We start from the raw sequence: 23,927 nt of genomic DNA on the forward strand, positions 1-23,927 counted from the left end.
TTTGATAACCTAACTCTTCATAAAGATAGCAATTGCCCTTCTCTTGTAAGATGGTGTCCAACTCCCAAATTCTCGCATCGCTATACTTTTCTTCAATTATAAAAAATACCTTTTATGCAATTCCTTCCCCTTGATATTCAGGTAAAATAAAAATAGGGCTAACCCGATAGATTTTATTTGCCTTCCTTACAATACGAATTGCACCTACAAGAGTCGTAGAGGTTTTAATCAGATAATAATCCGTGAACGATTGATTTAACCGCTCTATGATTCGCTCCACGGTTTCATTCGCGGGGCTCGTCTCATGATCTTGATATTTATCCAGCAACGGCTTAAATGCTTTGATTTGCATTTCATGAATAATCGATGCTTCCTCAAGACGTGATTTGAATAAAGAGATATCCATTGGGTTGCTCCTTCCGGATTCAAGCTTACTCATCACGGCTCGATTCGATCTTTACAACTTGACGCATAGCACTATAATCAGGATGCTTCATTGAGACCTTGTTCGGTCGGATATCGTCCTCTGAAGTTGCTTGTTGTAAAATAAATAAAATGTCATCTCTTTCGGAGCGCTTCGATTCACCCCTCAAAAATTTATATCTATTTCTCCATCTTTATACCAAGTCAACACATGATTTTTAAATAGATTCATATCAAGATTTATATAGAGCCCGTATTGATAGTTTAAGTTGTTTGCTTCTGATGGATCTGTATAAGCCTTTAACTTTAAAGAGTCAAGTCTATTCCCAATTTGATTATTTGATTTTTTTACTTCCACTACTAATAAATTGACTGATTCTCCTCTTTTATGAACAATTATATCTGGATAAACAGAAAGTTCACGGTATGCTAAATCTCTTATAATCTCAATCGGCGATTTATTATTAACTATTTCGCTTATTTCTTCATCAAGGACATGAATCTTCTTTGATCTTCCTTGTAGAAGAAAATTGCGATTATATTCACAATCTACTGAGTAAAAAGAACCAAATTCATATTGTAAGTATTCTGCCAACTTATGTGTTATCGCTCTTTCGCTAACATCCTCTTTTAGTAAATAAATATCTCTTAATATGAATTGAGATAGAGAATTAATGACGGCTCTCTTAATAAATGATTTGTATACTGCCATAAAAATCCTCCTTACTGTGTATTTCAGCAATTATTGTATTCACGACGTCTCACCAACCGAAGGTTGCCCCAGCAGCGGCCGCGATGCGGTTATCTGTGCAGGTATGTCCGCTGAATCTACTTCTCTGCCAATCACATCTCGCGGACAGAAGCCCGAACACCCTGATGCGTGAATATAATGTTCGAAGAAGTTCCATCTCTACTAGAATTTACTTACAAAAAAAATCTGCAATCAGGATTGCAGACGAAGTAATTCAAGATTGTCTAGATCTATATTAAATTTTCCAGCCATTAACACATCTAATCCCAGCAATCCGTTTACGCCTTGAAATCTAAATGCTGTAAAATCCAACTCTATATTTTCTATTTTATAGTCCTCTATCTCAATCGCATCAATAGTTCTAATGAAAGCGTGTTCTTCTCCACCAATGCCAAAACTCGTTATAAAATGATCATCTCCGGTTACGCGAATTCCTAGTTCATCTACTTCATCCTGAGAAATTAAAGTATGACTTGCTCCCGTATCAATGACGATATTCTTAATAATCTTGCTTCGACCATCAAAAGTAATCTTGATTTCTATAAATAGAAGACCGTCTTTCCATTCAATCTTCATTACATAAATCGCCTCAATCCAATGTTTTTTCGGATTTTAACAATTACTCTCTTTTTAGAAGTATGATACACCAGCGTACGATTTCTGCTATTTAAAAGTTCTTTTGTCGCATCCTCGTCCTTGACCGGACCAATCAAAGCAACTTCATCAATAATTTCATTGTTGTCTTCTTCGAACGAATGCAAGATTTCAAATTTTACAAATTGGTCGGGGTAAATATTTTGGACTTCTTCCCATTTCATTGTCATCCCTCCTATGGTATAGAATTTCTCCTAACGTCTCTTGCGTTCACGACGCCCCACCGACTTAAGAACCCGCAGGGTCCGGCCGCGATGAGGTTAGTCGGTGCGGGTGTGTCCGCTGAATTCACTTTCCTGCTGATCAATTCTCACGGACCGAGGAGCCGACAGGCTCCGATAGCGTGAAAATAGTGCTATGTGACGTTGTTTTGTGACGTTCATTTCTCCCCTGAAATTATTATAACAATTTTCCTTTTAATTCCCACCATGTTAAAATGGATAGGAACACACGTTCTTTTATATTTTGTCTGGAGGAATTTATTTGAATGATATCTCTAAACAAAGAAGCATTATGATGGGGAAAGTAAAAGGCAAAAACACAAAGCTTGAGCAGTCTGTTTCTAAGGTGCTATGGAGGAAAGGTTTTAGATATCGTAAAAACGTAACTTCCTTATTTGGGAAACCAGATATTGCAATTAAAAAATATAGAGTAGTCATTTTCATTGACTCTTGTTTCTGGCATGGTTGTGAGTCGCATTTCAAACTTCCATTAAAAAATCCAGAATATTGGAATAGAAAAATACAAAGAAATATAGCAAGGGACTCCGAAGTATCATCCTATTATTTAAACAACATTTGGATTTTAATAAGAATTTGGGAACACGACTTAAAGACCCATTTCGATTTATGCATATATTTTATTTGTAAGATGACAATTACTTCTCACTGACTGTGGGCTACATGGCCCGGTGCCTGAATACGTTGTTATCTGAAGTCAAGCGCTTCTTTGAAATTGCTTAAAACGTATCCCCTTTTGCTCCTAAAGCTTTAAGGATTTGATTAAATTGTGTTTGAGTTATAATAGAGTACCTATTTAAGGTATCAAACTCTTCTCCGAATTTAGTAATGCCAAAATGCTCAGAGTCCAACCGCCATACATCACAATGTATAATTCTAATATTATCGCTATTTCGCCCGATCCAAAATGCAAAATCGGGCATGTTCTTTAAATCCTTAGGTTCTGTTCCTTTCCATTCAATATTGTCGAGTATATTCTTAATCTCCATTATTTTTTTAGGATTATTGATTTCATGATAATTAAATTTATCTTTATACCACATAGTCTCTAGCTGCTTCTGTTTTACATTGCATCCAGTTATTAAGGTAATTATTATTATCAATGTAATTATGACTGTATATCTCACATTTCATCCGCCCTATGTCACTTGGTTTCAGATAACTTGCTTCCTGCATGAATCGATGTTGAGCACGGAATGATCCAGCAACGGTCGTCCGGATCCCATCTTCGGTTCGACAAGCCACGTAGCGCGGTTAGTCGCTGAAGTTTCACTTCAGCTTCGCCTCCATCATAACAAAATCATCCAACATTCGGAATCCGCAAAAAGAAAGAGCCCGCACAGTCGGAAAGACTGAAACGAACTCCCCCTTTATCGTAAAAAAATCGCCCTTCCCGAATCAAAGCGCTTCCGTTAAAGTAGGAGGTGACCATTCGAACGACGCCGGGAGGTTCTCGCAGCCCATGACCGTGCCCCATCTCCAAAAAGCAAAGCCGTTCAGCGGCGGCGCGCCGATCGAACGTTCCCCCGTAGCGGTCTCGCGCGGGCAGCACCTTCTCTTCGTCGTCGCAACCTTGCTTTACTGGATGACGATGTACATTTATGTACCGATTCTGACGCCTTTCCTGCAGGATCGCGGCGTGCCGCTCGGAATCATCGGCCTCATCGTCGGCAGCTATGGGCTGACGCAGCTGGCGGTACGTTTTCCGCTGGGCGTCTACTCCGATCGGATGAGCCGCCGCAAGCCGTTTCTGATCGCCGGCATGGTGGCCGGATTGATCAGCTGCGGCTTGTTCGCGATCGGCAGCTCGTGGGAGACGCCGCTGGCGGGACGGCTCGTCGCCGGGTTGTGCGCATCGTCGTGGGTTCCGTTCACGGTGCTGTACGCCTCTTATTTTCCACCGGAAAAGGCGACCCACGCCATGGGCACGCTCAGCTTCCTGACGGTCGCCGGCCAGTTGGCCGGCATGAGCGCCAGCGGCTGGCTGGCGGACGCCGGAGGCTGGAACGCCGCCTTCCTGACGGGGATGGGCATCGCGGCCGTCGGCACGCTGACGGCGAGCTTCATCCACGAACCGAAAGGCACCGCCGCCCATCGGGAAAAGCCGTCGAAGGAAGCGAACGAAAAACCGCTTCTGATCCAAGCCTGGTCGGTCGTCCGCCGCTCCCCCATGCTTTTGGAAGTGGCGATTCTGGCGCTGCTGGCCCACTGCGTTCTTTTCATCACCATGTTCGGCTTTACTCCGCTGCAGGCGGTCGAACTGGGGGCGAGCGAGTCGCAGCTTACGCTGCTTGTCGTCTCCTTCATGGTTCCCCACGCGTTCGTCTCGCTCGTGACCGGACGATGGATCGCCCCGCGTCTGGGGACGCGCCGCGTCATCGGGGCCGGCTTCGTTCTGAGCGCCGCCTTCACCGCGGCGATTCCGTTCGCCTCATCGCTGGCCTGGCTGTCGATTACCCAGATCGGGAACGGAGCGGCCCAGGCGCTCTATCTGCCGCTGCTGCTGGGACTCGCCATCCAGGACGTCCCCTCGAAAGACCGCGCGACGGCAATGGGCTTCTACCAGTCCATCTACTCCATCGGCATGTTCGCCGGCCCCTACTTGGCCGGTTGGCTGAACGACGGCGGAGGGCTGAAGGCCGGCTTCGCCTTCGGAGCGTGCGTTGCCCTGGCTGCCGCCGTCATCGTCTGGCTGCGAGCCCCGCGCGCCACGCGGCGATAACATATCTCGCTACGAGAAAAGGAGCCACAAGGCGCCCGCAATGGCGGCCGAGACGAGGACGAGAGCGGAATCCCGCTTTCGCCAGCGTTCGGTTCGGGCCAGGGCGGGCGTTTTTCGGCTGCCGACGCCGCGGCTCTCCAGCGCGAAAGCAACCTGCTCGCCCATGCGGAACAGTCCCAGCAGCAGCGGCATCGCCGTGCCCCGAATCCGGCGGATCGCCGAGCCTGCCGAGCGGCCCGTCTCCTTGTCCCGAGCGATGGCGAAACGGGCGAATCGCTGCCATTCGCTCAGGAGCACCGGAATAAAGCGGACGATCAGCGTGAGGGTCAGAACGATTTTTTGGGCGAGGACAGGAAGCGTCCCGCGTACCGATAGCAGCAGTTCCAACGATCGCTTCAGCCGCAGCGGCGTGATCGCCATCGCCAGCCCGAGACCGAGCAGCATGACGAGAAACGTACGCGCCATCGAATGAAGGGACATCCAGAAGGCATCGATGCGAAAAGTTCCGTTCCATCCGATCCCGGCCAGAGCCGACACCAGCAGCGTAAACAGCGCGAAGCCGAAGATCGCCGCTCTCCAGCGCCGCAGCGAGATTCGGCCGAGCGCCAAGGCCGCAGCAACGACCGCCCCGGCCGCCGCGACGCCGCTCCATTCTCGCAGCGCGAAAATCGCCAGCGATAGCATCACGTAGCTTAGCCAAACGGCACGGGGATCGAGCGATGCTAGCGGCCCCGTTCCCGCCCGGCGCGACGGGCTTCGCGACGTGCGCTCGTCGCGCTTTACCGCGCGGCCGTCTCCACCTGATCCGCGGCGCATACCCGCTTCGCCCAAGGAAGCCGCCGCAAGAGGTTCGGCAGCGTCAAGAGCTCCGCAGGGAACGTCGCGCGAGAAAGCCGCTCGTGGCTCGGCAGCGGCGCGGGACGCGAGAGATATTCGGCCCGCTAAAGCCAACCTTGCACCTGCGTCGGAGAGGGCCGCTCCTGGAACGTCGGGCGCCTCGCTCCCGGCCGCAGCCTGCTCCCTGCGAGCCCATTCGGCGGCAGCCGCAACCGGATCGAGCGCCAGCTCCGGGGGCAGCCCCCCGCGGATGAGCGATCCCGCCGCCGACAACCACGCCGGCAGCGGCAAGCCCGCCTCTTCCCAATAGTCCGGCCGCGCCAACAGCTCTTCCCGCTCCAGCTCGCGCAGCTCCCCGGCCGCGGTCAACAGCCATACCCGATCCGCCAGCTGCAGCGCCCATTCGCTGTCGTGCGACACGATCAGGATTCCGCATCCTTCGGCCCGCTTCTCTCGCATCCGCTCCGCCACCAGATGCTGGCCGGCCGCATCCAGCCCCGCCGTCGGCTCATCCATCAGCAGCCATCGGGCCGGCGCCGCGAGCAGGCACGCCAGCGCCAGCCGGCGCTTCTCGCCTCCGCTCATCCGGAACGGCCCGCGGACGCGCCAGCTGTCATCCCAGCCCACCGCCTCCAACGAGGAGCCGATGCGTTCGTCTTGCGCCTGCGCGGTCAACGAATAAGGCGCGAGAGCGGCACGCAGCTCCTCTTCCGCCGTTCGGGCGAACAGCTGCTCTTCAGGAGATTGCGCCGCGTACGCATACTGAAGCAGCGCTTGCCGGTTCAACCGCGGCGCTTTCTTTTTCCCGGGCAGCCATAACGGCTCTTTCCCGAAGCGAATTCGCGCTCCGTCCGGAGCTCTCAGCCCCGCCAGCTGCTCCAGCCGGTGCGTTTTGCCCGCGCCGTTCGGTCCCATGAGCACCGTGATCGTGCCCGGCCGAAGCTCCAGCACCCGCTCGCCGCGCGCCGCCAGCAGGGAAGGATAATCGTCACTCACGTTCCAGCCCCGCCTTTCGCCGTTTCTCTGCCCATTCCCGCTCCGACATCGGAAGCGGCTCGGCCCAGTCGCCGCGCCGGTACATCTCCAGCGCCAGCTCCGCCAGATAAGGAAGGCGCAGGCCGCACTGCACGCAGGGCGACCTCTCCGCTCCGGGAGGACTTCCGTACAGGAACGTTCGGCCGTCCCCGTCGAACACGAGCCTTCCCCGGGACATCGCCATCACGCGATGCTCCGGCTCCAGCTCGTCCAGCCGCTGGGTCACCCAGACGATCGCGGCGCCGTTCCGGTGATGCGACAAAGCCAAGTCCCGCAGCGCCCTTCCGGCCGTCTCGTCCAGCATCGACGTCGCTTCGTCGAACACGAGCAGCGGGCCGCCTCCAGCCGCGGCCGCCGTCGCCGCGGCCAGCTGCCGCTGCCCTCCGGACAGCTCGGACCAGGGCAAATCCGCCAGCTCTTCCATGCCCGACAGCCCAAGCGCCGCCTCCGTCCTCTCGGCGAACAGGCCCGCCGGCTGCCCACTCCATTCGAGCGCGAATTGAATCTCCTCCCGAAGCGTCTCTCCGAATAGCTGGGCGTCCGGATTCTGCATCACATAGGCCGCAGGATATACGCCGGCGAAGCCCCGAGCCATCGATCCGGTCGCTCCGGCTTCCGGCAGCCCTGCCAGCACGCGCGCCAGCGTCGATTTGCCGCTGCCGTTCACTCCGACGAGGGTCAGCCACTCTCCCGGCTCCAGGCGCAGGCTGACCGAATCCAGCCGAAGAGACGATTCCGGATCGTCGGGATCGGACCGCACCGACAATTCATGAATCCGCAGCGCCTGTAGCGCCTCTGCCGATTCCGCGCCGAACGTTTCGCTGGCTTCGGGGATCTTTCCGTTGGACACTTTTCCAAACTCCCCTTTCCAAGTTCGATCGCGCATGGTAAAATGCCAATTGTCAACCACCAACCAGATACAAGGTTAACATTCAGAGAGGGGCTTTGACAATGAAATCTTCCTTATCCCAGGAAAATACGGCCGAGCTGGCGCCCGTTCGCAGCCGGTCGGCGCGCTGGATCCCCGGCGTCGTCTACGTTGCGCTGTTCGGCGCCTTGTTCGTCGCGTTCAGCTACATCTCGATCCCGCTCGGGTTCTCGCCCGTGCCGATTACGCTTCAGACGCTGGGCGTCATGCTGGCCGGCGGACTGCTCGGCGCCGCTTACGGCTTCTGGAGCATCGCAGCCGTTCTCCTGCTGACGGCGATCGGGCTGCCTTTGATCCATGGCAGCGGAGGACTGGCCGTCCTGCTCGGACCGACCGCCGGCTTTCTCTGGGCGTTCCCTTTCGCGGCATGGCTCATCGGGTGGATCAGCGACCGGCTGCTGCGGGGAACCCGGCGCCCGAGTCTGCCTCGCCAAATTCTGCTTGCCGTCGGCATCTTCGCCGGAGGCGTCATTCTCGTTTACATAGGGGGCGTTCCGTGGCTGGCTCATAAAGCCCACTATTCATTCGCCAAGGCGCTCGCGCAGGGCTGCTACCCTTTCCTGATCGGAGACACCCTCAAGACAATCGCAGCGACCGCCCTCATCGTCGGCTTGAAGCCGCATCTGCCCGGTTTCCGTTCTTCTTCCCGGCAACGCTAACGCCATTGCGTCTCTGCATTGGGGACGAATGTACAAGCAAGCGGACGCGGGGCCGCATACGTTGAAGGATGGAAAGCGGTCCGGCCAGGCTTATGCGCCTCCCGTACGGTCCGCCATGTTCAAAGGAGCGTGAACCGAACGCATGACCAAAGGAAGATTGGATCTCCAACACTCTCAGGTTCCTGCGAACTCCGTCTATTTGACGTTCAATAAGCTTGGCGGCGACAGCGGCAACTGGAATTCGATCGAAGCCGGCTCTGTGATTATCCTGCGCCATGGCCGATTGCAACAATCGTTTATCGTGCAATTTCGGCAGGACGAGGAAAGTTTCTTCACCTCGCTGGAGATGAACCCGGCGATCGCGAGATGGATGAAACTTCTGAATCAAAGGCGCTACGCCGTCTCGTATAACGGGACAACCCGCGTCATGACGCTAAAGGCCTCACCGTATAGTCGGGCTCCCGCCGTCTTGCGAGTCGGCGGAGCCTCCGGCCAAATCTTGATCGGGTACGAGCTGCAGAGCGCGCTCGGCATTCCCGAAAGATCCCGGCTTGCCATCGCTTGCCGGCTCGGTTCCATCCGGCGCCGGCTGATCGTTCGAACACCCAGCAATCTGTTCGATCGCTCGTTCCGCTTGCCTGCCTCGACGATGCAATCGTTCGGACTGTTGGAAGGGATGCCTCTTGGGCTGCATTTCGACCAGAAGACGCTGACGTTGACGATGATACCGCTTCGCTCTTCCTCTTCCAACCCCGTCGTCTCCCGCAAAAATCTCTCGAAGGCGACCTGAGACCCGATCCGCCTTCCCGCCAAGAACATCAAAAAGGCGATGCGACATCGATCGCACCGCCTTTTGAATGATCGCGGGGCCTGATCCTGCACAGGCCCGTCCTCGATATCAGTCGCATTGCTCCGGCGCTTCCGCCCGCTCCGCCGCTTCCAGATCCAGCTTCTCCGCCACGGTCTCGCGAATGACGCTGACGATCGACTGCAGCAAATAATTGACGTCGGTCTGGCTCTGCTGGAACTGCTGCACGACCGGCATCTCGTCCAGCTCGTCTTGGAGCGTCGAAATTTCCTGCTCGATCTTGTCCACCATCTGCTGGTTTTTGAACGTCGTCTGGAAGGCGACCAGTTCCTTCTGTTTTTTCTTGATCTGGGCGATCAGCCCTTGCACCCGATCATGGCGCTGAATGAGCTTCTCGGCCTTCTGATAGAGGCTGACTTCCTCCGACGTCGTGATCAGGCGAGCCAGTTCCTTCGCCCGTTCCATGATGTCTTCGCGAACGATCAGATCGCGGTTGTCGAACTTCGGAATGTCGTACTCCCCGCTCTCGATCTGGCAGTGCAAATCCTGCACGCGCTCTTTGGCGCTGTTGGTTGACGACGACATGAGTCAGTCCCTCTCCTTTTTGCGCGGCCGGCCGCCCGCTGGCGTCTGCCCGTTTTCCGCGTCGTATGAATTCCGGTCTTCGAACTTCATTCCTGCGGCAATGCCCGCTTACGCTCCGTGGGACAGTTCTTCGCGCAATGGAGGCTCGACCGCTTCCGCGATCAAAAACCACGTTTGCACCTTCGTCACGCGCACCTGTACGAATTGCCCGATCCATTCCTTCGGTCCCTCGAAATGAATCAGCTTGTTCGAGCGCGTACGGCCCGACAGCATGCCGGCGTTGTTCTTGCTCTGCCCCTCGACCAGCACTTCCACCGTCCGGTCGGCGAGCTGCCGGTTGTCCTTCAGGCTGAGCTCGGCGATCAGCTCGTTCAGCCGGAGGAGGCGCTTCTGCTTGACCTCGTAAGGTACGTTATCCTCCATGACGGCAGCCGGCGTTCCTTCCCGGGGCGAATAAATAAACGTATACGCCGCCGCGAAATTCGCTTCCCGCACGATCGACATCGTCTCTTCGAACTGCTCTTCCGTCTCTCCGGGGAAGCCGACGATAATGTCCGTCGTCAGCACCGCGTTCGGAATAGCCAGCCGAATCCGCGAGACAAGATCGAGGAACTGCTCGCGCGTGTATTTGCGGCTCATCCGCTTGAGCACTTCCGAGCTGCCCGACTGGACCGGCAGGTGGATATGCTCCACCAGGTTGCCGCCTTGGGCGAGCACCTCGATCAGGTGATCGTCAAAATCTCGGGGATGGCTCGTCGTGAAGCGAACGCGCGGAATGTCGATGCGGCGGATGTCGTCCATCAGGTCGCCGAACCGATACTCGCGGTCGGCAAAGTCCTTGCCGTAAGCGTTCACGTTCTGCCCCAGCAGCGTGATCTCCTTGAAGCCCTTGCGCGCCAGCTCCCGGACCTCGGCGATGACGTCCTCCGGCAGCCGGCTGCGTTCCTTGCCGCGCGTATAAGGGACGATGCAGTACGTGCAGAACTTGTCGCAGCCGTACATGATATTGACCCAAGCCCGCAGGCCTTCGCGTTTCTTCGGAAGGTTCTCGACGATGTCGCCTTCCTTGGACCATACCTCGACGACCATCTCCTTGCCGAAAACGGCATCCTCCAGCAGATGCGGCAGGCGATGGATGTTATGCGTGCCGAAGATCAGGTCGACGAACGGATGCTTCGTCATGATCCGGTTCACGACCGCCGCTTCCTGCGACATGCAGCCGCAGACGCCGAGGATGAGGCCCGGCTTCTCGAGCTTCAACCCTTTCAGATGGCCCAGCTCCCCGAACACCTTGTCCTCCGCGTTTTCTCGCACCGCGCATGTGTTGAGCAGAATGACGTCGGCGTCGCTTCGGTCCTTGGCCGGGGCGAACCCCATCTCCTCGAACAGTCCGCGCATGACTTCGGTGTCGTGCTCGTTCATCTGGCATCCGTAAGTCGTTATCTCATAAAAGTGCTGCTTCTGCCGGTTCATCTCCCGGAACCGTTCCATGACCTGCTCGGTCTCCGGATTGCCGAACGACAGCACCTGAACGTCTTCTTTGCCTCTGCGCTTCTCGTCCTTGTACGACGGGGCGGCATGGATCTGGATGTTGCGTCCCTTGATCCGGTACGTCGTGACCCCGTCCTCCTGCTGAACGATCTTCGCGTCGCTGAAGTCGAAATATTTGGAGTAGTCCTTCCCGTCCTTGCCGGATTTTAAGTCCGGTGAGCGGCCCTCGGCCTCCTTCTCCATTTTCCTTACACTCCCCTTCTTCTGCGCTAGCCTGTCTTCCCATCATTCTTCAAAGTTCCATCCTGAAATTATACCATTACCTCAGGCGGATATCCATGCAGCCGCGCGAAAAAGCAAGCCCCGCCATAGCGGCGGGGCAGCGGCGATCAGGATAGGCAAAGTCTGCGCTCAAACGGTTGCTAAGATCGGTACATAAATGTCGTAATCAAACCAATCGATCTCGTCCGCAGGAACGTCGAACGGATGGATCGGTTTCAGCCGGTTGGCATCGAAGCCGAACGATCCTTCTTCCGTATTCCGGATATGGCCCGTAACCGCGAACCAATCGTCCAAAATACCGTACGCCGCATCGATGCGGTCTCTGCCGCCGCGAACGGTCACCCGCGCATACCGTCCTCCGGGCACCGTCCAACGCTCCACGCCATCCGGCAATCCGTCGAACGAATCGACTTTGACGCCGGTCCACAGCTCGCGCACCGCCGTCCGCCACTGCCATTCCGGCACGAACACGAAGCCCTCCTCCGCATTCTCGTAAACAGGGCTTCCGCTTAATTGCTCCCGTATCTTCGCCCAAGCTTCGCGCGTGCCGTAGCCGTTGCATTCGGAGCGAATAACGGCCGCCTTCCATTCCGGGAGCTCGACTTCCTCCACCAGCCGCCGCTGCGGATCGGAAGCGGGCACAACGGGGATGTAGATTTCCACCGCCGCATGCTCGGGATCCGATACCGGCTCCGGATAACGCTCGAAGTCGCCCATGACGGCGGGATCGATGTCGAAGCCCGAGGAAGGCAGCCATTCTTTATACACGTAGTGGAAAACGCCGGCTATACCCGAAAGCGGCCCCTCGTGCCGGAACATCGCATAAGTCGCGGACGGCACATGCTTGACCGTCATTCCGGCGGGAACGTCGGGTTCGGATCCCGGCTCCGTCTCCAGCCCGGCGACGTAGTGGAACTGCGGGAACGAATCGGGAGGCTGGCGGAAGTCCCGCGAATAGTCCTCGTAGCCGTATGCGATCATCGGCTGCGCCGCGTGGCGAATCTCCCCAGAACGACCGAGAAACTCGTCCCATGCCTGCCGAATCGATGCGATTCCGTCACTCGTATACTTTTCCACGCCGACGATCGTAAATGCATCCTTGCGCACCCACTGCGGCTTGTTCACGCTTTGTCCTCCTAACGGTGGTTTTGACTGATCATCAGTCGGTTGCCGTCTTCATCCCGAAGGACAAAATAGGAGACGGAAGGCAATCGCCGGGTCTCCGTCTCGGCCGTAAAGCCGAGCGCAAGCGCTTCCGTTCGGGCTCGATCGATATCGTAGGTATCCAGCTTGAACTGTACCGGCCCTCGTTCGGGAACGGGAATTTCCGCCATGCCGTTCGAATCCAGAATCAGATCCGTGCCGTTGTCCAGCCGGAACAAGTGCAGATGTCCGTATCGGTCCTCTTCCCGAACCTCCAGCCCGAGCAGGTTGGCATACAGTGCCGCCGCACGGTCTAACCGACGGACCCATACGAATACCGAGTCGATCCGGGGCTGAATGCTGAACCGGGCTCGGCCCCCGTCCACGCCTCCAAAAGCAAGGTGGTAGCCGTCCGGATCCTCGACGACAAACTCCTTCCACGGCCCAAAGTCGGCGTACACCGCCGGTTCCTTGGCGATCGCCGCTCCGTTCCGCTTGAACTCTTCGTACAGCGCGTCAAGCCCCGCCCATGTCTCCGTATAGGCGTAGACGTCCACGCCTACGTCCGCTCCGGATTCCGCCGGATTCGGGGTCGGCACGCGGCCTTCCGGCACCTGAATCAACTTCAGCGCAAGGCCCGTCAGTCCGTCCCGCTGCGCCCACCAATCCGTTACGTCGAATCCGAGCACGTCTCGATAAAATCGTTGCGAACGTTCGGCATCCGCTACCATCAGCACGGTCAGCGAGCTTCCGATCTGCTTGCCCATCGCGTTCCTTCGCCTCCTTCGGTTCTTTTCTCCAAATAAACCATGCCGAAACGCTCGTTCACCCGCACCGTCCGAAACGGCCGATAGCCCAGCTTGCCGTACATCGCCAAGTTACGTTCGCTCCGGCTCCCCGTGAACAGTTCGAACCGCTTGCAGGCGGAGAACCTCCATTCGATCTCCTCCATTAACTTCTTGCCGATTCCTTGGCCTTGCAAGTCGGGACGAACGAACAGCTTCCCGATCCGGCAGGTGCCGTCTTCCGCTTCGGCTCGAACCGAACCGACGATCTCTCCGTCCAGCACCGCTTTCAGAATCGTCTTGCGCTCGAACTCGGCCGCAAGATCCGCCAGCGTTTGGGTGAGCGGCTCGATCCGGTCGTTCTTGTACAGCTCGGCTTCGCTGCGGTAGGCGGCATACTGAAGCTCCAGAATGCGGGGCAAATCGGCCTTCTCGGCGTTCGTAACGATCATTCGCGTTCTCTCCTTACAGTTCCTTTACCATTTCGACGGCGACGATTTTCTGGCCTTCCCGGTTCACGATCGTTTTGGCGCCGCAGGGACGAAACCCGATTTTGCAGTAAAATATGAGAGCCCGAGTGTTCGGATTGTGGCAATATAGCTTCAAGCGGCGCAAGCCGTGCCCGTTCCTCGCGGCGTCCTCCATGGCCCCGATCAAGTGCTCCGCCGCGCCGCGGCCCCGGTATTCGTCCGAGACGATGACGTTGCCCAGCCAGCACGAAGAATCTTCCGGGTTGTGGTCGTATAGATTCGCGTAAGCGACCGGACGATTCCCTTGCAGGGAATCGACGACGACGGTCGGGTTCGTGCGGCCTTCCAGCATGCCCCTGATTTGCTCCGGCGTCAGCGGAAATTCGAATCGGGGACCGATATAGAACAGTTCTTCTGCAGTCTGGGGGAACGAACTGATCGTCTCCAGGTCCGTCTCTTCCAACGGGCGATGCTCGAACATGACAGCCTCCTTGCGATAAGCGATTCTCTTGAACGGAGTGCCCTCTTCCCGGCGATTCGCATATAGATCCTTCTCGCCGATTACGATGCGCTCGAATCGGCCGTTCACCTCGCGAAAGACGACTTCGACGCTCATGTCGTCGAGATAGAAGACGTTTTCCGATCGACACTTCAGCAACCGATTTCCGAAAATAAAAAGCTTGCCTTCCCGGCATTCGACGGCGATATCTAGGTTCATCTCCTCATTGCGATACTTTCCCGCATAACGCTGCAATTTTGCCTCTTCGACCGGAGGATCCGGAATAAGGTTCAAACCGAATCTTTCCAACAGACGCCTTTGATACGACGGCCAATCGCGGGCGGATCGTTCGACAGCCATCGTTGGCAGCGATGCCCGTTCCGCCAGTTCCCGAGCTAACGCGGCATATTCCTCCAGGAAGATCAGGTGCAGCTTCGCTCCTGTTTGTCCTCGATTCCGGTAGTAGTTTTCATCCTCATTCTGCTTATATTTTTGCTTCAAAAAGGCGTCTCCGCCCCGGCTTTGAATCATCTCGCGTATCGCCGATGCCGAATCGTCCGAGTATAGAAAAACGAGCTGTGCATCGTGACGTTCGAGCAGTTCCAGGATCTCACGGACAAAAGTACGGATTGCTTGCCGGTCTACGTCCCGGTTCAGCATGCTAAGAATCGGGAATTGGAACAGCGAGGATTCCATTACGTATAAGACGCCCGGATCGGAATCGCTGTTCAGGAACTCCGACCATCGGCTGCGGTACGTATCCATCCACGCTTCGGTATCGGGGACGGCGTCCAGGAAAATGATCGGATGGTCGGCCGTCGTCTCGTGAAAGAGGATCGGTCGCCGGCCATTGCGTTCCATCTGAATCGCCATGAACCGGGCCAGGGTCGATTTGCCCGAGCCCGGTATACCTTCCAACAGAACCATTTGCTTTTTCATGGAGAATCCAGCTCTTTCATGAATGCGATCAGCCGTCCGGCTTCCCGAAAGCCGCAGCGAGTATGAAAATCGTAGCTGGTCTGATTGTCCGCGTAAATGTCGGAGCCGATCTGCCGAAGCCCCAAAGATTCGACCCATCGCTCGGCTTCCCGCAGCAGCGCGGCAGCCAATCCTTGCCGCCGGTACGGCGGTTTTACGTAAATCCCTTCGACGAATCCGACCGGGTAGCTGTCGGCTCCCTCCACCGGGTCCGAACGAACGGCGACGTGAACGAACCCGGTGAAGCGATTTTCATCCCGGCCCATCAGCACTTGGTGCTTCGGCGATTGCAACATGTCGACGTACTCCGTCCGAAGTTCTTCCCGGTCTTCCTCCGGCCATAGCGCCAGGCACATCTCCATGAGCTCATCCAAGTCCCGCTCCTGCGCTTGCACGATATTCTCCGCTTTGGGGGCATAGACATCCGTCTGGCGTTCCGGCAGCGTCCGGAGAAAGGCGCGGATAATCGGCGCATCGGGAGGACTCAGGTCGGCCGGAATCCGGTCCCGGTCAAAGAACGTCAACGCGGCCACTTCGTCGCCATCCGTCCGAACCGTCCCTTCGTACTGCCGGCATACAAACGCCGCCACCACGTTGTGCACCTCGTCGCCATGGGGATAGCGGTAATAAAAATCGGCGCCCGAAAATACATCCAACAGCTTCAATTCGCCGGCCTTTAAGCCTGTTTCTTCAAACAGTTCTCGAGCGGCCACCTCTTCCATCGTCTCTCCCGGCTCCAGGGCGCCGCCCGGCAGCCCCCACAAGCCGTTATCCGTTCGCTGCTGAAGAAGAAGCCGGTTTTGGCCGTCCAACAGCAGAACGCAAGCCCCCGCCATGATGAGCGGTCGGGTGCCGACCATTTGTCTCAGCTCCGAAATATATCCCATACGCGCTCCCCCTTTTCAAATGCGGCGAACCAGCCCCTCGATTTGCGCCAGATGGTGCCGGTCGTGCCAGACGAATCGCTGCAGCGCCGTATCCAGCGTAATCAGACCGAGCGCCTCCGTGCGCAGCGTGCGGCGGAATTCGGCCGGATCCAGCGCCCGCAGCAGGACCTGGAACCGGCAATGAAGCGACTCCAGCAGGTCCAGCGAAGTCTCGATCGGCGTCTCCCGATAGTCGGGCAGTTCGGCCCATTTATCCTGATCATAGGAGCTGGCCGACGGCTCTTCCTCCGTCAACGCCCGTTTGAACCGCAAGACGGCGTTCATATCGTTGTCGGCCAGATGGTGAACGACCTGCCTTACCGACCAGCCGCCCGGGCGGTAGGACATCCCAAGCTGATCCGGCGATAGGTTTACCACCAGGCGCCGGAGCTCCGCCGCCAATCCCTCAAGCTGCCTGATCAGACTTGCTCGCTTTTCCGCCGTAAGCTCCGGCAGCGGCTCGAACCGGCCGATCGGATATCGCTGCGCGTCAACGTTCATTTCTCTCTTCCCTTCCGGCTGCTTCCGAAAATGAGTTCATGATCTGTCCAGACTTCCCGAGATTGTCTACCGTTGCCCCTCCGCCAAAAACCTCTTCACCTCTTCCATCCAGAGGCCTCGGTCGTCCGCAAGCAGCGTTCTCCAACCGAGCCGTATGGCCGGTTCCAGGTTTTTCGCTTGATCGTCCACAAAAAGGATTTGGCGGTGCTTTCCGCAATGGAAGTCGACGATCCGGTAAATGTCGGGTTCCGGCTTGCAACAGCCGGCCTGATTAGAGATCGTTATGCTTTTCAAAATCGGTTCGACGCTTCCGAGAGACGGGGTTAACCACTCCCTGCAATGGTTCGACAAGAGATGAACGTCGGCTGAACGGGACCAGGCAGACAATCGATCGAGAGCGGGCAGAGGCTTCAGCGAACGCATCAGCAAATCTCGTGCCCAAGCGGGTTCGACCCCCGGATAACAGGCGCGAAGCCACGACCAGAATTCGCTCTCTTTCATCCGCCCCGTCCATAGTTCGCGGCGAATCTCCGAGCGGAACCGCTTTTTCAAATCGTGTCCGGAACAACCCGCCCGAACCGCCAGTTGTTCCCAGAACGCTGATGGGAAATTGCCAATCAGGACGCCGGCTGCGTCCAGCACAAGCTGCGGCCTGCTCTCCATTGGGATCCCGCCTCTCAGAACAGCTCGTCCAGCAAAGTGTAATAGTCGATCTTGCTTTCGTCAGCCTCTTGCAGTCCGTACCCTTCGAGAAAACTTTCCTTGTACCGGTCCGACCCGAAGTTGTGCCGCAGGCTGCGTACGGCCAATGCGATGTCCTGATACCGGTCCGCCGTGCCGGCTCTACCGAGGTCGATGAATCCCGAGAGCCGTCCGTTATCCACGATCACGTTCGGCATGCAGTAATCGCCATGGGTGAAAACGATGTCCTCGCCCGAAGGCCGGGTATCAAGCAAATGCACATAAACGTCGGCGGGTGTTCGGAATTTGGAATCCGGTTCGAAGTCCGTCTCGTCCACCAGATTTTCCTCTACTCGGATCCGCGCTTCCGCCAATTTGACATCCAGCGTCTGACGGAGCGGGCAGGTGTCGATCGGAATTCGGTGAAGCTCCCGAAGCCCCTCCGCGTAGATCCGGACGAGCTGTTCCGGCCGGGCAAGCACCTCCCGGCGCGACGCATCGAGTCCCGAAAGAGCCGATGCGAGCAAGTAATGCATGCCGCGGTATTCCTCATAATAAAGAAGATCAGGCACCGGGAACTTCCCTTGAAGCCAGATCAGCGCATCCCGTTCGGATCGCAAGGATCCGAGCCGCGTGGCAGATGAGATTTTCAAGTAGGCTGTCTCTCCGTCGCCGCTCCGGACTTGATAGACCGCGCTTCCCGACATTCCCGTATGGTTCTGCGCGAATCCGCATCCGGACAGCCGTTCCCTCAACGGAATCGGCCACTCGCTAGTCGATAGGCTCATAAATCTCCCACTCGCGATAAAATGTCGTTCCTTCGCTTAACCGCCCGTTGTTTAGCCAATAGGCGGCTTCCGTAACAAGAGGCGAACAAGGTTCACTTCGGAGGCGGTCGAGCGATACCCATTCGGCTCCGAGTGAGTCGTACAGGTTCGGCGACTCGCGGATATCGCCCGATACTGCCGCCACTTCATAGAAGATCGCGATATGGTGGCAATGCGTGTGCTCGAACCCGTCTCTGGTCCACGGCACCACGAAATCTTTCGTTCCGACATTTCCGAGCGTCCGTACTTGCAAGCCCGTCTCTTCTCGGAACTCCCGCTCAACCGTTCTCAGAATCGTCTCGTTCGGCTCGATGCTTCCTCCCGGCAGATCGAATCTTCCGGCGTAGGGCCCGCCCCTCTTATGAATAACAAGCAACCGCCCGCTGTTGACGCAGATACCGTAAACGCCGAGATGCCGATGATAAACTGTCTTCTCCATGGAGTCTCCTTATGGTTGAGAGTCCGCTCTTCGCCTGCCGATGACGGCAAGGATGTACAAGACACCGCCGACGATCCAGAACGGCTCCCAGAACAACAGCCGCCATCTCATCGAGAAGGATTTGATGTCCGTTTTCGCCATTGTCGGCGCGTAAAAAGAAATGACCGCCAGGTTAGCCAATCCGTACAAGGCTATGAAGATTCCCGCCGCAAGCGGCAGAATCGACAGAATCTTTCGAAATCGAGGGGGAAGACGATCTCCCGGAAGGAGCAGCAGGAGAATCGCTCCGCCTCTATGCCGCGCCGGCGTAAACGAACTAATTCGAGCGCAGCGCCATCCCTCTTCGCTCTTATTTCCATGATTATACAACCGGGCCCGCGAGTCGGGAACCCCCGAACCCGTCGTTTGTACCTTAAAATTCCTTAAAAGGTTATGGGGCGAAAGACATTCCTTTCGCAGCCAATGCCTCCCGAAGCTGCTTCACTGCGTTCGGACCGATGCCGTGCAGCTGCTTGATCTCCTTCTCCGATCGTTCAGCGATCAGCTCCAGCCGAGTCAACCCCGCATTCGTCAGCGCGCGCAGCGCGGGATTAGCCAATTTGGGAAGATCCCCCGATTCCGTTTCTTGGCGATTCATGGTTCATTTCTCTCCTCTCGAATTCGACTTTGTTCCTATTCCATTCGCGTTTTTCGGCTGAAAACCTCTCAAACGTAATCCGAAATCTTGACATATACAAATACAAAAAACAGACCGTCCAAAGAACGGTCCCGCATTCGATAGGTAAACAATCACGATCACGGCGCTCCGACCAGCCGTTCCGCTTCTTGTACCAGTCGTTCCAGCTCTCCGAGCGCCCGCAGGATCTCAGCTTCTCCGGAAGAGAGGCTGGCGAACAGTCTCGCGACGGCGTCCCGGTAGCCCGGAATCGCGATCTTCAGCCCGTCCGCCTCGATAGTTGCCCCTTTCTCGTTCATCAAATACCGGCCGTTCAATGCGAATAGCGCCTGGTTCAGGCAGGCGACGGCGCGGAAGCAGCAGCCCGCCAGGTAGGCAGGATCGTTTTTGCCGACGCTCTTCAGGGCATTGGCTTGGGCGAATGAAGCTTCCCACAGAAACTTGCGGACCGTGCCCTCCCTCAGCGCCTCGGGATAAGGATCGGTGCGGGCTTTAAGCGCCGCGATCCGCCCTTCCGGATCCTGCAGCACGCGGCAGCAAGCGATCTCTGCCATGTAGATGGTATTGACGAACCCGTGCGGGTGTCCGGGTTGGTAATCGATCGTAACCCGGCCGTTCAGACCATCTTCCACGACCTGCTCCACCTTGGACAAATCCCGCAGCAGCAAGTCGACCGGAATGCCGTCTACCTGGAGCCAGCCGCCGCCGTTGATCCACGGCCCCCATTCGCCGACCTCCGTAACCAAGCCGGTTCGGCCCGAATCGTCCCACTCGGCCGCCAGCCGGTTCAGTTCGGCTCCATCCGGTCCCGCTTCTCCGTCGTAATAGATCCCGATGTCGATATCCGAGCCGGGATGATGAGTACCTCTTGCCCGCGAGCCGCCCAGCACAACCGCCTTCACGCCTCGAACCCGGATCAACCGCTCCGCCAGGCGCTCGATGATCGCTTCCGGACCGTGGTTATTTTCCATAAGGGTGCATCTCCTCTTCTTCAGGCTTTCCGTTTGCGCAGCACAATCCATTCGACGATTGCGATATTCAGAATAAGACCCGTCCCGACATTCGCCTTCAGCACGTCCGCCACCATGCCTTCCCTTCCTCCCGGGAGAGAAAATCCGTGAAGAATCGCATACGTAAGCAGCAGAACGGGCACGAGCGCCCGGGCGCTAACGGCGACCAATGTAAAGCCGAAGCTGCGAATCATCCATGCGCGGTGGGCTTCGAAGTCTTTTCGAACGGCGCTGCGGCAACCCTTCCAGGCGGTAACCATCCAAAGGACGGCGAGCGCAAGAAAGGAGGTCGCTTTGGCGAAATCGTCCATATAAAAAACGAGCGGCAGCGAGAGCAGTCCGCTGACGATCACGCTGCCGACATAAATCCGCCCGGCATAGCGGTGCAGCTTCGGACGGCGGAGCCGAAGACGGTTCGCGAATTGGAGAAATCCGGACGCCAGCGCCACGATTGCGGTCGCGATATGGGCGACCAGCAGCGGGAATTGGACACCCGCCGATGTCAGCTCGGTACGGCTGGCGGCCGGATTCAAGGTCATGTAGGGGGCGGCGAACGGAATCATGATCCCGAAGGATACCAGTACGAGCGCCCACATTCTTTTGTTAGCCATGCGCGTGTCATCCCCCGATTTTTTGTGCGGAAGCGTTCTTCTCCAGTGTAGGGGACGACTCTATCTTCATTCTAAACAGTTTCTAACAAAAGAATAAAGTCTGAATTCACCGGGCGGCGATCGTCAACCGGTCGCCGGCGCGCAGTTGGAGCGGTTCGGCGAAAGCGATGCCGCCGTTTGCCTGCTCCCATTCGACGGGCTGACCATTCACCTCAACCCGGGCAGGACCGCAAGCGGCCGGCAGGTCGGAACGGAATTCGCTCACCATGATTTCGCCGTACGCAACCGAGAAACCAAGCACACCGTCCGCATGATCAAACTGACCCCATCCTCGGCCAAGCGACCAGAAGCTGCGGAACGAGTCCCGGTTCACGACCGGGTGAAAGCCGATCACCCCGTTCGGCGCATCATAGACGAACCCGCTCAGCGCCAGAAGCAGCGCATACGAAGCCATCGAACGGACATAGTTGCTGCCGCATTCGAACTCGTTCCATGGATTGCGCCGTTCGCCGTCGTATCGGTGACGGATCGCCCGCACGACGTCCAAGCCTTCCTCCACCAGCCCTTCGTAAATCATATGGCAGGCGGCCTGGTATTCGAATCCGTTCATGCACTCCTGGGCATAGGGCACCGGAACCTTCGGGCTGCCCCCTCTCGGATACGTGGCGATCAGCAGCCCCCGTTCGTCGTTCAGACCGTAGATGCGGCAAAAGTTGGCGTACTCGCGCAGCACCGGCATGAAGTTGTACTTGTAAACGGAACGCAGCGCCGACCGTGTCTTTTCCGGGTCGAACACGTCGCCCAGGCCGACGACCCGCGCGTGCCACTGGCCGAGCACCTGGTCGATGTGGCAGCCGGTCTCGCCGAACTGGTATTTGATCTCCCCCAGCTCGGGATCGACCGGGAACCGAGCGTCCTGCAGGTCGATCTTCTGTACGAAGTATTCGCCGTTGAACAAATTCTCGTCGATCCATTTGCGTCCGCGCGCCAGCAGCGCTTCGTATTCCGCAGCCGCTTCGCCGTCGCCAAGCGCCTTCGCCATCGTCGCCGCCGCCCGCAGCGCAGCGTGGTACATGCCGGAAAGAAACGGATTCGGTCCGAAGGCCTCCACGTCCAGCGTGTGATGCTGCACGCCTTCCATCACGCCGTCCTTATCCCGGTCCCAACCGTCCTCGTTGGTCGGATCCGATGCGTATTCGAGCGACTTCTTCACCATCGGCCAGACGCTTCGGAGCCACGCCTCGTCCCCGGATATTTTCCACTCCCGGCACGTCTTGACGATATCCGCCATCTGGCCGTCCGCCGCCGCGTGGAACTTGTTCTCCGCCAGCGTCCGCTCCGGCGGCAGCATGAGCCGGAACGCCACCTTCCCGTTTTCGAACTGGGCGTGCCGGTAATGGTTGTCGCGCATGGAACGGGCCAGGTCCGGGAACAGGAACGGCGTGACCTGTTCATACCCCCAGACATGCGTGCACGAGCCTTCGCAGGAGCCTTCGTTCGTATGAACGCCCTCGAAGCCGTACAATGAACCGTCTGGCAGCCGCAGCACCGTCGGCGATTTCAAGATCGACAGATTGGCGGACACCGCGTCGATAACCTCCGCCGGCAGCGTGGAGCCGGCAAGCATCTCCCGGAACTTGCGGGTATCCCGCTCAAGTCTCGCGAGATTCCCGAACGCGTAAGCCGCCGATTCAACCGAATTGCCGAAGAGCTTCGCATAGTAGTTTTGCCAAGTCGGAAACGGCCCCTTCTCTCTCCCCGGTCCCGGATTCCAGTCGTTCGCATAGTTCGGATAGTTCCAGGAGATGACGAAGGCGAACGACGCCGTCTCGCCCTGCGCCACCGTCCGGTGCGCAGCCAGCAGGCAGACGTCGCGCCATTGCCGGCTGTCCTCGCCGAGCGCGCTCGCCGTTTCGTACATGCGCTCCTTGAACCGGCCCGGCGATGCGAACTCCTTCCAGAATACGGTCAGGTTGTCGAACCAGCCGCCGCGATACCAGTAGCTCTGATAGCTTATGTCCGGGCAGTCCGTCGCCAGCGTCAGGTCGCCGAACGCCGGATCGTCTTCCCCGTAAGCCGTCGAATGGAGATGAAACCCTCGACATTCTTCCCTCTCAAAATATGTGTTGACGGCTTCCTTCCGGGCCGGGTTGGTCAAATTGCCGACCAGGCTCACATCAAGCGGTTCGTCTGACCGGTTCGTCACCTCGTAGGTGAGAATAGCCGCCGGAAGCGACGAATCGTCGGCGTTTAACGGAATGAACGGATTGAACGCCGTCAGCTTGACCGCGATCGGATCCTCGGCATCGTCGAAGACGAGCTCGGCGATCGGGAAAGGCCCGTTGAACGAGACGTCGCGAAAGTGGGGCAGACCCGTCAGATTTTCCCGTTTCGGCCCGTAGCCGTATCCTTCGAATTTGCCTTTCCCCTCGCCGGTATAAGGAGCTTGGAGATCGCCTTGCAGCACTTTGGCCAGCTTCACTTCACCGTCCCTCTCCGCCTTGACGGCGAAGAAGGAGAAGCCGTTGTGACTCAGCTTGTTCGGCTTGTTGAAGATTTCCCAGTCGATCAGCCGGCCGTTGCCCGCCAGACCGATGCAGCCGCTGCCGATTCCTCCGAGCGGAAACGAGATTTCTTTCGTTTGGACGCCGGTATACGTGAATTTCATAGGCATGATGGCTTCTCCCTTTCCGTAAGAGCCGTTTTTTTGATCAAACCTTTAACCCGCCGCCGGCGATTCCTTCGATTAAGTACTTCTGGCCGAACACGTAGAACAGCGCCGGAACGACCAGCGTGATCGTTACGCCCGCCAGGATCGCCGACAAGTTCCCGTTGCCGAACTGGCCGTTCAGCACCGTCATGCCGATCGGCAGCGTCATTCTCTCCGCCGTGTTCAGGAAGATCAGCGGACGGAAGAAGTCGTTCCAATTGGCGATGAACGTCATGACCGACGTCATCGCGATGACG

General features: G+C 57.0%; 26 protein-coding genes and 1 pseudogene. 4 read left to right on the forward strand and 23 right to left on the reverse strand.

Features of this window, described 5'->3' with window-relative positions; genetic code table 11:
• Window positions 1-112: 112 nt before the first annotated feature.
• The 4 genes from H7C18_RS35745 to H7C18_RS15735 all read right to left on the reverse strand — a co-directional run bounded on the left by H7C18_RS35745 (window position 113) and on the right by H7C18_RS15735 (window position 1,992).
• Complete coding sequence (locus tag H7C18_RS35745; protein ID WP_337913567.1) at window positions 113-406, reverse strand: GNAT family N-acetyltransferase; 294 nt, start codon at window positions 404-406, stop codon at window positions 113-115.
• Between the two features lie 183 nt (window positions 407-589).
• Window positions 590-1,135 carry a hypothetical protein gene (locus tag H7C18_RS15725; protein ID WP_185130035.1) on the reverse strand — a complete coding sequence of 182 codons (546 nt, stop codon included), beginning with the start codon at window positions 1,133-1,135 and terminating at the stop codon, window positions 590-592.
• Window positions 1,136-1,366: 231 nt separating this feature from the next.
• Window positions 1,367-1,750, reverse strand: coding sequence for a retropepsin-like aspartic protease (locus tag H7C18_RS15730; RefSeq protein ID WP_185130036.1), 384 nt, complete (start codon window positions 1,748-1,750; stop codon window positions 1,367-1,369).
• Window positions 1,750-1,992: a hypothetical protein gene (locus H7C18_RS15735; RefSeq protein WP_185130037.1), complete on the reverse strand. Its 243-nt coding sequence runs from the start codon at window positions 1,990-1,992 to the stop codon at window positions 1,750-1,752. The genes H7C18_RS15730 and H7C18_RS15735 overlap by 1 nt, the downstream gene beginning before the upstream one ends.
• Window positions 1,993-2,311: 319 nt before the next feature.
• Here H7C18_RS15735 and H7C18_RS15740 point away from each other — a divergent pair, with 319 nt between their 5' ends.
• The gene (locus H7C18_RS15740) at window positions 2,312-2,719 is read left to right on the forward strand and encodes a very short patch repair endonuclease (protein ID WP_273386758.1); all 408 of its coding nucleotides are present in this window, start codon (window positions 2,312-2,314) and stop codon (window positions 2,717-2,719) included.
• A 67-nt stretch (window positions 2,720-2,786) separates the two neighbouring features.
• Here the strand turns inward: H7C18_RS15740 and H7C18_RS15745 are convergent, their stop codons facing one another.
• Window positions 2,787-3,194, reverse strand: coding sequence for a hypothetical protein (locus H7C18_RS15745; RefSeq protein WP_185130038.1), 408 nt, complete (start codon window positions 3,192-3,194; stop codon window positions 2,787-2,789).
• A 335-nt stretch (window positions 3,195-3,529) separates the two neighbouring features.
• Here H7C18_RS15745 and H7C18_RS15750 point away from each other — a divergent pair, with 335 nt between their 5' ends.
• Window positions 3,530-4,789 carry an MFS transporter gene (locus H7C18_RS15750; protein WP_185130039.1) on the forward strand — a complete coding sequence of 420 codons (1,260 nt, stop codon included), beginning with the start codon at window positions 3,530-3,532 and terminating at the stop codon, window positions 4,787-4,789.
• Window positions 4,790-4,798: 9 nt separating this feature from the next.
• On the opposite strand, the gene H7C18_RS15755 is transcribed toward H7C18_RS15750, so the two are convergent.
• Entirely contained in the window at window positions 4,799-6,622 is a 1,824-nt protein-coding gene (locus tag H7C18_RS15755) for an ATP-binding cassette domain-containing protein (RefSeq protein WP_185130040.1), read from the reverse strand.
• Window positions 6,615-7,511 (reverse strand): ATP-binding cassette domain-containing protein, encoded by an 897-nt coding sequence (locus H7C18_RS15760; RefSeq protein WP_185130041.1) that lies wholly within the window; start codon window positions 7,509-7,511, stop codon window positions 6,615-6,617. The genes H7C18_RS15755 and H7C18_RS15760 overlap by 8 nt, the downstream gene beginning before the upstream one ends.
• Window positions 7,512-7,612: 101 nt before the next feature.
• Between H7C18_RS15760 and H7C18_RS15765 the strand changes: the two genes are divergently transcribed.
• Entirely contained in the window at window positions 7,613-8,248 is a 636-nt protein-coding gene (locus H7C18_RS15765; protein ID WP_185130042.1) for a biotin transporter BioY, read from the forward strand.
• Between the two features lie 142 nt (window positions 8,249-8,390).
• On the forward strand, window positions 8,391-9,038 hold the full coding sequence (locus H7C18_RS15770; protein ID WP_185130043.1) for a hypothetical protein: 648 nt from the start codon (window positions 8,391-8,393) through the stop codon (window positions 9,036-9,038).
• Window positions 9,039-9,146: 108 nt separating this feature from the next.
• On the opposite strand, the gene H7C18_RS15775 is transcribed toward H7C18_RS15770, so the two are convergent.
• From H7C18_RS15775 to H7C18_RS15850, 16 genes and pseudogenes are all read right to left on the reverse strand, one after another.
• A complete protein-coding gene (locus H7C18_RS15775; RefSeq protein ID WP_185130044.1) occupies window positions 9,147-9,641 on the reverse strand; it encodes a YlbF/YmcA family competence regulator in 495 nt (164 codons plus the stop codon).
• 108 nt (window positions 9,642-9,749) lie between these two features.
• Complete coding sequence (gene miaB, locus H7C18_RS15780; protein ID WP_185130045.1) at window positions 9,750-11,375, reverse strand: tRNA (N6-isopentenyl adenosine(37)-C2)-methylthiotransferase MiaB; 1,626 nt, start codon at window positions 11,373-11,375, stop codon at window positions 9,750-9,752.
• 168 nt (window positions 11,376-11,543) lie between these two features.
• Entirely contained in the window at window positions 11,544-12,539 is a 996-nt protein-coding gene (locus H7C18_RS15785) for an effector binding domain-containing protein (protein ID WP_185130046.1), read from the reverse strand.
• Between the two features lie 11 nt (window positions 12,540-12,550).
• Entirely contained in the window at window positions 12,551-13,324 is a 774-nt protein-coding gene (locus tag H7C18_RS15790) for a VOC family protein (protein ID WP_185130047.1), read from the reverse strand.
• The gene (locus H7C18_RS15795) at window positions 13,297-13,794 is read right to left on the reverse strand and encodes a GNAT family N-acetyltransferase (protein WP_185130048.1); all 498 of its coding nucleotides are present in this window, start codon (window positions 13,792-13,794) and stop codon (window positions 13,297-13,299) included. Before H7C18_RS15795 ends, H7C18_RS15790 begins: the two co-directional genes overlap by 28 nt.
• Before the next feature lie 13 nt (window positions 13,795-13,807).
• The gene (locus H7C18_RS15800; RefSeq protein WP_185130049.1) at window positions 13,808-15,250 is read right to left on the reverse strand and encodes a GNAT family N-acetyltransferase; all 1,443 of its coding nucleotides are present in this window, start codon (window positions 15,248-15,250) and stop codon (window positions 13,808-13,810) included.
• Complete coding sequence (locus tag H7C18_RS35750) at window positions 15,247-16,176, reverse strand: GNAT family N-acetyltransferase (RefSeq protein WP_185130050.1); 930 nt, start codon at window positions 16,174-16,176, stop codon at window positions 15,247-15,249. Before H7C18_RS35750 ends, H7C18_RS15800 begins: the two co-directional genes overlap by 4 nt.
• A 15-nt stretch (window positions 16,177-16,191) precedes the next feature.
• Window positions 16,192-16,716, reverse strand: a complete 525-nt coding sequence (locus H7C18_RS15810; RefSeq protein WP_185130051.1) for a YfiT family bacillithiol transferase — start codon at window positions 16,714-16,716, stop codon at window positions 16,192-16,194.
• Window positions 16,717-16,782: 66 nt separating this feature from the next.
• Window positions 16,783-17,379 carry an HAD-IA family hydrolase gene (locus H7C18_RS15815; protein WP_185130052.1) on the reverse strand — a complete coding sequence of 199 codons (597 nt, stop codon included), beginning with the start codon at window positions 17,377-17,379 and terminating at the stop codon, window positions 16,783-16,785.
• 14 nt (window positions 17,380-17,393) lie between these two features.
• Complete coding sequence (locus tag H7C18_RS15820; RefSeq protein WP_185130053.1) at window positions 17,394-18,185, reverse strand: APH(3') family aminoglycoside O-phosphotransferase; 792 nt, start codon at window positions 18,183-18,185, stop codon at window positions 17,394-17,396.
• Window positions 18,169-18,663: an NUDIX hydrolase gene (locus tag H7C18_RS15825; RefSeq protein ID WP_185130054.1), complete on the reverse strand. Its 495-nt coding sequence runs from the start codon at window positions 18,661-18,663 to the stop codon at window positions 18,169-18,171. Before H7C18_RS15825 ends, H7C18_RS15820 begins: the two co-directional genes overlap by 17 nt.
• 430 nt (window positions 18,664-19,093) lie before the next feature.
• Entirely contained in the window at window positions 19,094-19,300 is a 207-nt protein-coding gene (locus H7C18_RS15830; protein ID WP_185130055.1) for a helix-hairpin-helix domain-containing protein, read from the reverse strand.
• Window positions 19,301-19,458: 158 nt separating this feature from the next.
• Window positions 19,459-20,310: a nucleotidyltransferase domain-containing protein gene (locus tag H7C18_RS15835; RefSeq protein WP_185130056.1), complete on the reverse strand. Its 852-nt coding sequence runs from the start codon at window positions 20,308-20,310 to the stop codon at window positions 19,459-19,461.
• A 20-nt stretch (window positions 20,311-20,330) separates the two neighbouring features.
• Complete coding sequence (locus tag H7C18_RS15840) at window positions 20,331-20,960, reverse strand: DUF2306 domain-containing protein (RefSeq protein ID WP_185130057.1); 630 nt, start codon at window positions 20,958-20,960, stop codon at window positions 20,331-20,333.
• 106 nt (window positions 20,961-21,066) lie between these two features.
• A complete protein-coding gene (locus H7C18_RS15845) occupies window positions 21,067-23,634 on the reverse strand; it encodes a GH116 family glycosyl-hydrolase (protein ID WP_238357727.1) in 2,568 nt (855 codons plus the stop codon).
• 37 nt (window positions 23,635-23,671) lie between these two features.
• A pseudogene (locus tag H7C18_RS15850) lies at window positions 23,672-23,927 on the reverse strand (carbohydrate ABC transporter permease); the annotation flags it as partial.

The sequence above is a fragment of the Cohnella zeiphila genome (genome assembly GCF_014212055.1).
GTDB lineage: Bacteria > Bacillota > Bacilli > Paenibacillales > Paenibacillaceae > Cohnella > Cohnella zeiphila.

Bases quoted from the DNA above. Each gene is read 5' to 3' on its own strand.
- H7C18_RS15810 (WP_185130051.1), bottom strand. From the start codon at position 16,716: ATGAACGTTGACGCGCAGCGATATCCGATCGGCCGGTTCGAGCCGCTG.
- H7C18_RS15765 (WP_185130042.1), top strand. From the start codon at position 7,613: ATGAAATCTTCCTTATCCCAGGAAAATACGGCCGAGCTGGCGCCCGTT.
- H7C18_RS15725 (WP_185130035.1), bottom strand. From the start codon at position 1,135: ATGGCAGTATACAAATCATTTATTAAGAGAGCCGTCATTAATTCTCTA.
- H7C18_RS15795 (WP_185130048.1), bottom strand. From the start codon at position 13,794: ATGATCGTTACGAACGCCGAGAAGGCCGATTTGCCCCGCATTCTGGAG.
- miaB (WP_185130045.1), bottom strand. From the start codon at position 11,375: ATGGAGAAGGAGGCCGAGGGCCGCTCACCGGACTTAAAATCCGGCAAG.
- H7C18_RS15815 (WP_185130052.1), bottom strand. From the start codon at position 17,379: ATGGAGAGCAGGCCGCAGCTTGTGCTGGACGCAGCCGGCGTCCTGATT.
- H7C18_RS15820 (WP_185130053.1), bottom strand. From the start codon at position 18,185: ATGAGCCTATCGACTAGCGAGTGGCCGATTCCGTTGAGGGAACGGCTG.
- H7C18_RS15840 (WP_185130057.1), bottom strand. From the start codon at position 20,960: ATGGCTAACAAAAGAATGTGGGCGCTCGTACTGGTATCCTTCGGGATC.
- H7C18_RS15770 (WP_185130043.1), top strand. From the start codon at position 8,391: ATGACCAAAGGAAGATTGGATCTCCAACACTCTCAGGTTCCTGCGAAC.
- H7C18_RS15825 (WP_185130054.1), bottom strand. From the start codon at position 18,663: ATGGAGAAGACAGTTTATCATCGGCATCTCGGCGTTTACGGTATCTGC.
- H7C18_RS15750 (WP_185130039.1), top strand. From the start codon at position 3,530: ATGACCGTGCCCCATCTCCAAAAAGCAAAGCCGTTCAGCGGCGGCGCG.
- H7C18_RS15800 (WP_185130049.1), bottom strand. From the start codon at position 15,250: ATGAAAAAGCAAATGGTTCTGTTGGAAGGTATACCGGGCTCGGGCAAA.
- H7C18_RS15790 (WP_185130047.1), bottom strand. From the start codon at position 13,324: ATGGGCAAGCAGATCGGAAGCTCGCTGACCGTGCTGATGGTAGCGGAT.
- H7C18_RS15775 (WP_185130044.1), bottom strand. From the start codon at position 9,641: ATGTCGTCGTCAACCAACAGCGCCAAAGAGCGCGTGCAGGATTTGCAC.
- H7C18_RS15730 (WP_185130036.1), bottom strand. From the start codon at position 1,750: ATGAAGATTGAATGGAAAGACGGTCTTCTATTTATAGAAATCAAGATT.
- H7C18_RS15830 (WP_185130055.1), bottom strand. From the start codon at position 19,300: ATGAATCGCCAAGAAACGGAATCGGGGGATCTTCCCAAATTGGCTAAT.
- H7C18_RS15735 (WP_185130037.1), bottom strand. From the start codon at position 1,992: ATGAAATGGGAAGAAGTCCAAAATATTTACCCCGACCAATTTGTAAAA.
- H7C18_RS15845 (WP_238357727.1), bottom strand. From the start codon at position 23,634: ATGCCTATGAAATTCACGTATACCGGCGTCCAAACGAAAGAAATCTCG.
- H7C18_RS35750 (WP_185130050.1), bottom strand. From the start codon at position 16,176: ATGGGATATATTTCGGAGCTGAGACAAATGGTCGGCACCCGACCGCTC.
- H7C18_RS35745 (WP_337913567.1), bottom strand. From the start codon at position 406: ATGGATATCTCTTTATTCAAATCACGTCTTGAGGAAGCATCGATTATT.
- H7C18_RS15835 (WP_185130056.1), bottom strand. From the start codon at position 20,310: ATGGAAAATAACCACGGTCCGGAAGCGATCATCGAGCGCCTGGCGGAG.